General features: G+C 45.8%; 4 protein-coding genes. All 4 read left to right on the top strand.

Annotated elements, in window-relative coordinates; all coding sequences use genetic code 11:
- Positions 1 to 66 precede the first annotated feature (66 nt).
- A complete protein-coding gene (locus tag ACQY6Q_RS03070) occupies positions 67 to 993 on the top strand; it encodes an ABC transporter permease (protein ID WP_427977737.1) in 927 nt (308 codons plus the stop codon).
- Between the two features lie 15 nt (positions 994 to 1,008).
- A complete protein-coding gene (locus ACQY6Q_RS03065; RefSeq protein WP_427977733.1) occupies positions 1,009 to 1,848 on the top strand; it encodes an ABC transporter ATP-binding protein in 840 nt (279 codons plus the stop codon).
- 176 nt (positions 1,849 to 2,024) lie between these two features.
- Complete coding sequence (gene dapB / locus ACQY6Q_RS03060; RefSeq protein WP_427977736.1) at positions 2,025 to 2,840, top strand: 4-hydroxy-tetrahydrodipicolinate reductase; 816 nt, start codon at positions 2,025 to 2,027, stop codon at positions 2,838 to 2,840.
- 348 nt (positions 2,841 to 3,188) lie between these two features.
- The coding region (gene pulA / locus ACQY6Q_RS03055) for a pullulanase-type alpha-1,6-glucosidase (protein ID WP_427977731.1) at positions 3,189 to 6,886 on the top strand (3,698 nt) is incomplete at its 3' end.

Here is a 6,886-nt window from a genome sequence, read left to right as displayed (position 1 = left end):
ACAGTAGGGCTGAGCCCAGTCGTTCCACTGGTGCGCCTTGCTAGCGGTGAAAATCCTAAGCAGCAGTTGAGTGACATATTTGAGCGCCTTGGCTTACCCATATTGGCCATTGTGGTGTTTTTGCTGCTGTGGAGTGTATCGGCCGCTAAGGTGCAAACCAGTTTAGGCACTTTGCCAGGACCCGCTGAAGTATGGCAGCAATATCAGGGTTTAGTGCTTGAGCACAAAGAAGAGCGGGCCAAAGCCGAAGCATTTTATCAACGCCAAGAGGAGCGTAATGCCAAGAAGTTGGCGAAGAACCCCGATGCTGAAGTTAAATTTAGACCCTATACCGGCAAAGAAACCTTTTTTGACCAAATCATTACCAGTTTGTACACGGTGTTTTCCGGGTTTATTTTAGCCAGTTTGATCGCTATTCCCATCGGTGTAGCCTGTGGTTTAAACAAAAAGCTTTATGCCGCGATTAGCCCCTTAATTCAGGTATTAAAACCGGTGTCTCCGTTGGCTTGGTTGCCCATCGTCACTATGGTGGTGAGTGCGGTGTATATCAGCGATGAGCCGATGTTTTCCAAGTCTTTCGTTACTTCGGCTATCACGGTGACTTTGTGTTCACTGTGGCCCACTCTAATCAACACGGCTACCGGCGTGGCCTCTATTGATAAAGACTGGTTAAACGTAGGTCGAGTGATTCAACTTCATTGGAGTAAGCAAGTTTTTAAAATCGCGATTCCGGCTTCACTGCCGATGATTTTTACCGGCTTACGCATTTCTTTGGGCATTGGCTGGATGGTGTTGATTGCGGCGGAAATGTTAGCGCAAAACCCTGGCCTAGGTAAGTTTGTTTGGGATGAGTTCCAAAATGGCAGCTCTGACTCGTTAGGGCGGATCATGGTAGCCGTGGTGGTAATTGGTTTAATTGGTTATGTATTGGATTGGTTGATGGTGAGTTTACAAAAAGTGATTTCTCACTCGACACCGGAAAGTGCCCGCTAGGAAGAGGAAATAGTTATGTCTCAGTATTTAGAAATAGACCACGTTAGTATTGATTTTCCTACTAAAAATGGCCCTTTCCGAGCCTTGGATGGGGTTGATCTAAATATCGCCAAAGGGGAGTTTGTGTCATTGATTGGCCACTCTGGCTGCGGTAAATCAACGGTGCTTAACATTGTTGCAGGATTATATAACGCCAGCGAAGGCGGCGTGGTATTGGAAGGCAAAGAAGTATATCGGCCAGGGCCTGATCGCGCCGTGGTGTTTCAAAACCATTCCTTATTGCCATGGCTTACCGCTTATCAAAATGTAGAGTTAGCAGTAAAAGAAGTATTTAAAGGGCAAAAATCCAAGGCTGAAATGAAGCAGTGGATAGAACATAACTTGGAATTGGTACACATGAGCCATGCCATGCATAAGCGCCCCGACGAAATATCCGGGGGCATGAAGCAGCGGGTAGGCATAGCACGAGCCTTGGCGATGCAGCCCAAAGTATTATTAATGGATGAGCCTTTCGGCGCTTTGGATGCGCTGACACGAGCGCATTTGCAAGACTCTCTGATGGAAATTCAACAGGAACTGAATAACACCGTGATTATGATTACCCACGATGTTGATGAAGCGGTGCTGCTGTCAGACAAAATAGTGATGATGACTAATGGCCCAGCGGCAACTGTAGGTGAAGTATTAGAGGTTAAGCTGGCTCGACCTCGTGATCGCGTAGCCTTGGCCGATGACAGTGAATATAACCATTATCGCTCGCAAGTCTTGAAGTTCCTATATGAACGCCAGCGTAATCCAGCCCAAGCTGAAAAAAAGGCTAAGCCCAAGTTAGTGAAACCTAACCAAGCAGCCTAAGGTCTTGGGATGGCCCTCTAAACATTATTTATTGATGGTTTAGGCTTGGGCACTAAGTAAGTGAAACATCGTGAGTTTAGCAGTAATAGATCTGCGGCTTAGTCTCGTTTTATAGTTGTTGCTTTGTTATAGTCGAGCACAAAATTTGGCGTGAAGGCTTGCTTAAAAGGAGAATAATTATGTCGCAGGTACGAGTAGCGATTGTTGGGTGCAATGGACGTATGGGCAAAAACTTACTGGAAGCAGTAAACCAAAGTCCGGCCACCTGCTTAGGCGCTGCTACCGAGCGTCCTGGCTCAAGCTTAATAGGTGTGGATGCGGGTGAACTGGCAGGGCTCGGTAAATTAAATATCGCCATTGTTGATAACATTGACCAAGCGAAAGACGATATTGATGTGATCATCGATTTTACTGCTCCAGCGGTCACTTTGAGCCATGTCGAGTGGGCTAGAGCAAATGGTAAAAAAATGGTGATCGGTACCACCGGCTTTAGCGATGAGCAAAAACTACAACTTAAACAGGCCGCAGAGGATATCGCCATTATGTTTGCTCCTAATATGAGTGTAGGGGTTAACCTGGTGTTCAAACTGCTGGAAGTGGCGGCGAAGGTGATGGGTGACTATACCGATATCGAAATTATCGAGGGTCATCATCGCCATAAAGTCGACGCACCATCGGGCACTGCTTTAGGCATGGGAGAAGTGATTGCCGATACTCTTGGGCGAGACCTGAAAAAGGTCGCTGTGTATGGCCGTGAAGGCATTACTGGAGAGCGGGAACGAGACACCATTGGTTTTGCTACTATTCGAGCAGGCGATTTAGTTGGCGAACATACAGCCATGTTTGCCGATATTGGCGAGCGAGTGGAAATTACCCATAAAGCCTCGAGCCGAATGACTTTTGCTAATGGCGCTGTGAGAGCTGCAATTTGGTTAAAAGATAAACCGAATGGCTTGTTTAATATGCGAGATGTCCTCGGCTTAAATGACTAAACTGCTGTATTTTTGTCTGTTTTTTAAACGCCACTGAGTGGCGTTTTTTTATACTCAAAAATAAATCACAGTATTTTATTCTAAAGACCCCTTTGAAAGCGTTATCAGAAGCCTTCTTGAAACCGTTTTCAAGTTTATTGTTCTTTGAACGGCCTCACAAAGCCCATAAAAAACACACTAATGTAACGCTCTGTTACCCAAAGTTACGCTGTCGTCACAGTCCTTTTTTTCGTGAACTTCTACCTTATTGGGCATCTCGTTCTATGGAAGGCGAGAGTCAATCAAACCCATACATAATAACATTCACTTACTGGGTAATAGCTCAGTAAAAGGAAAGGAAAGGCTGACATGGATATAAAAATTAGTAAGCTTGCAAGGCTTACCATGCCCGTTCTAGCGACGGCATTGCTAGCGGCTTGTGGAAGTAGTGATGACAACAATGGAGGTGGCGGCAACGTTATCGATGGTCTATACACTGCGGCAGATAACGAAGTTGTTCTATATTACAAGCGTGATGAAGCGCATCAGCGTGTAGACGAGTCTGCTTATGAAGGTTGGGGTTTACACCTATGGAATAACGCAGCTTGTGCAAGTATCGATTTAGATGCAATGGGCGGCGAAACTGCTTGGGATGCACCATTCCCTGCAACTGGTATCAGCGAAACTTACGGCGCTTACTACGTTCTTAAGATCGATACCGAAGTAAACGACCCTTATGAATGTATGAACTTCATTTTACATAATGGAGATGATAAAGCCTTTGGTAGCGCAGACGCGAAGATTAACTTGGCCGATCTTGATGAGTCTCGTGGTGTATTTGGTTTCCACGGTAGCAGCGAATTATTTTATACTCCTGTGGCCGAGCGCCCAGTGGCGATTGATGGTGCTAAAGCCCATTGGTTAGATGCTACAACCATCGCTTGGGAAGGCGCAGCCGATGCGACAGCATTAGAGCTACGTTACGATCCAAATAATAACATCGCTATGGATCCTGAAACTAAAAAAGTGACTGGTGGTACGGCTGTTGAGTTAAAGGCTGGCTCGCTTGAGGGGACTCTAAAAGAACGTTTCCCTCACTTAGCGGGTTTAGCGGCAGCGACTATTGACGTTGATGACGCAACGTTACGTCAAATTTTGAAAAGCCAAATCGTGGTAGTGGCTAAAGATGCCGAAGGCGCAGCGACTGCGGCGACTCAAGTACAGAAACCTGGTGTGATTGATGCAGTCTTCGTGGAAGGTGAAACAGGTGCCCTTAACGAAGAGCTAGGTGCGATTGTCTCTGGTGATGACGTGACCTTCAAAGTATGGGCACCGACTGCACAAAGCGTTAAATTATACTTGTATGACGATGAAAAAGCGGCTGTCGGTGAGCCTATTACGATGACCGAGGCGGCAAATGGTGTCTGGTCGGCTGAGCAGGCTGGCGCTGTGGGTAAATACTACCGCTACGAAGTGACGGTGTATCATCCAACTACCAAACAGATTGAAACCCGTATGGTGACAGACCCATACTCGTTGGCGCTTTCAACTAACTCACTTTATTCAATGGTGGTGGATTTAGACGCCGATGCAACTAAACCAGCGGGTTGGGATGAGGATGTTCGCCCTGTATTAGAAAATGACGTTGACCACGTATTGTATGAGTCTCACCTGCGTGACTTCAGCTTCAGCGATCAACAAGGTACTCCTGCTTACAATGGTAAATACTTAGCATTGACCGAAGCAGAGCGTGAATCTGTTTCTCACTTGCAAGAGTTAAAAGATGCCGGTTTAACTACGCTACATATTCTTCCTGCATTTGATATCGCGACTGTGGATGAGAATCCTGAGAATGTGGTTGATATTAACGATACCGTGGGTGAACTGTGTGATTTGGCTCCTGCTGCTTCAGTATGTGGTTCGGTTGATGGCAGCATGGTAATTGAAGAATTGTTGGCATCTTATGATCCCGCAAGTGGTGAAGCTCAGGCACTAATGGGCGACTTACGCGCACTAGATAGCTTTAACTGGGGTTATGACCCTTATCATTACACTGTGCCAGAAGGTAGCTACGCTACTGATGCAGAAGGTACGACTCGTATCAAAGAGTTCCGCCAAATGGTGAAAGCGACTCATGATATGGGCTTGAAAATAGTAATGGACGTGGTGTACAACCATACCAACGCTTCTGGTGTGAATGAAAAATCGGTACTCGATAAAATTGTCCCTGGATACTACCACCGTCGTGATACTAATACTGGTGGTGTAGAAACGTCTACTTGTTGTGATAACACTGCTACAGAAAACCTGATGATGGGTAAACTAATGACTGACTCATTAGTGACTTGGGCAGAGGAATACAACGTTGACGGCTTCCGTTTCGACTTGATGGGTCACCAACCTAAAGATTTAATGGTTGATGCCTTAGCAGCAGTACGTGAAGTAGACGACAATACCCTATTCTACGGTGAAGGTTGGGACTTTGGGGAAGTCGCTGGTGATGCACGCTTCACTCAAGCCACTCAGTGGAATATGGCTGGCACAGAAATTGGTACCTTCTCTGACCGCTTGCGTGATGCCGTTCGTGGTGGTAGCCCATTTGATAGTGGAACGGGTATTCGCCAAACCCAAGGTTTTGGTAATGCCGATACACTAAACGAATTAAATACCGATGAAGATGCCTTCCGTACTTCGGCTTTACATAACCAAGACTTAATTCGCGTGGGTATGGCTGGTAACTTGCAGAAATTTGTTTTGCTTGATGCCGAAGGTAATACTCGTCGTGGACAAGACGTTAACTACAATGGTGCTAAAGCGGGTTACACCTTAAATCCATCAGAAAATATTTCTTATGTATCTAAGCACGATAACCAAACCTTGTGGGATAACAACGCGTACAAGATGGCTACTGCTACACCCGCAGCAGACCGCGCACGTATGCAAGCTGTGAGTTTGTCGACAGTGATGTTGGGTCAAGGTATTCCATTTATTCACATGGGCTCTGAGCTACTTCGTTCTAAATCAATGCAACGTGACAGCTACGATTCTGGTGATTGGTTCAACCGCGTACGTTTCGACGGTAGTGATAATAACTGGAATGTGGGCCTACCACGTGAAGACAAAGATGCTGCAAACTGGGATCTTATTAAACAAATTATTGCTGATGAGACAACCAAACCTGCTGCTACGGATATAGATCTAACTAAAGAGCAGTTCCTAGAATTGTTGAAAATTCGCTCTAGTAGCCCATTGTTCCGCTTACCTACTGCCGAAGAAGTGCAAGCACGTGTCGACTTCCGCAACGTAGGGAAGGACCAAATTCAGGGCTTAATTGTTATGTCTATTGATGATGGTACTAGTGCCGGCGCAGATTTAGACGAAAATAACGACGCCATTGTTGTGGTACTTAATGCGACCAGTGAAGAGCAAATCTTTCCAATTGAAGGGGCAACCGGCTTTGACCTACATGAAGTTCAACAAACTTCAGTCGATGGCGTAGTTCAAAGTGCAAGCTTTGCTGATGGGAAATTCACCGTACCTGCGCGCACTACTGCGGTATTTGTTCAAGCTCAAGGTGATGCTCAAGGTGCAGGTCTTCCAGTTGATTCTTCAAACAAAGACTTAAGTGCTATCCCTCCTCTAGGTGATACCCAAGTTTATGTTCGTGGTTTGGCTGATGTATGGGATCCTGTAAACGAACTGACTTTCACTCAGCAAGGTAAGTATGAATACACTACTACTTTAGATGCTGGTGACTACAGCTTTAAAGTAGCCGATGCTAACTGGGGTGACGTAAACTACGGTGCTGCCGATGGTTCATTGACTTTAGGTACGCCAAAAGTACTTGAGTATAACGCTGATAACCTAAGCTTTTCTATCAATGCGAAGTCAGTAGTGACTATTGTGGCTAATTTCTCTGATATGGATGCGCCAACAGTGTTAGTTACTGCTGCTGAAGTTGCTAGTTGTGGATTACTAGAAGATAGCGCAGAAACAGGTCCATTAACGAGTCAACTGGCTGTTCGTGGTAGCCATTCTGGCTGGGGATGGTCTTCAGACTATGCGCT

It is taken from the genome of Agarivorans sp. (genome assembly GCF_050295395.1).
In the GTDB taxonomy this organism is placed as follows: Bacteria; Pseudomonadota; Gammaproteobacteria; order Enterobacterales; family Celerinatantimonadaceae; genus Agarivorans.
The sequence above is the reverse complement of the archived record's forward strand: the minus strand, read 5'-3'. Positions and strand labels throughout refer to the sequence as shown.

Coding starts and splice junctions, on each gene's coding strand:
- ACQY6Q_RS03065 (WP_427977733.1), top strand. CDS start 1,009: ATGTCTCAGTATTTAGAAATAGACCACGTTAGTATTGATTTTCCTACT.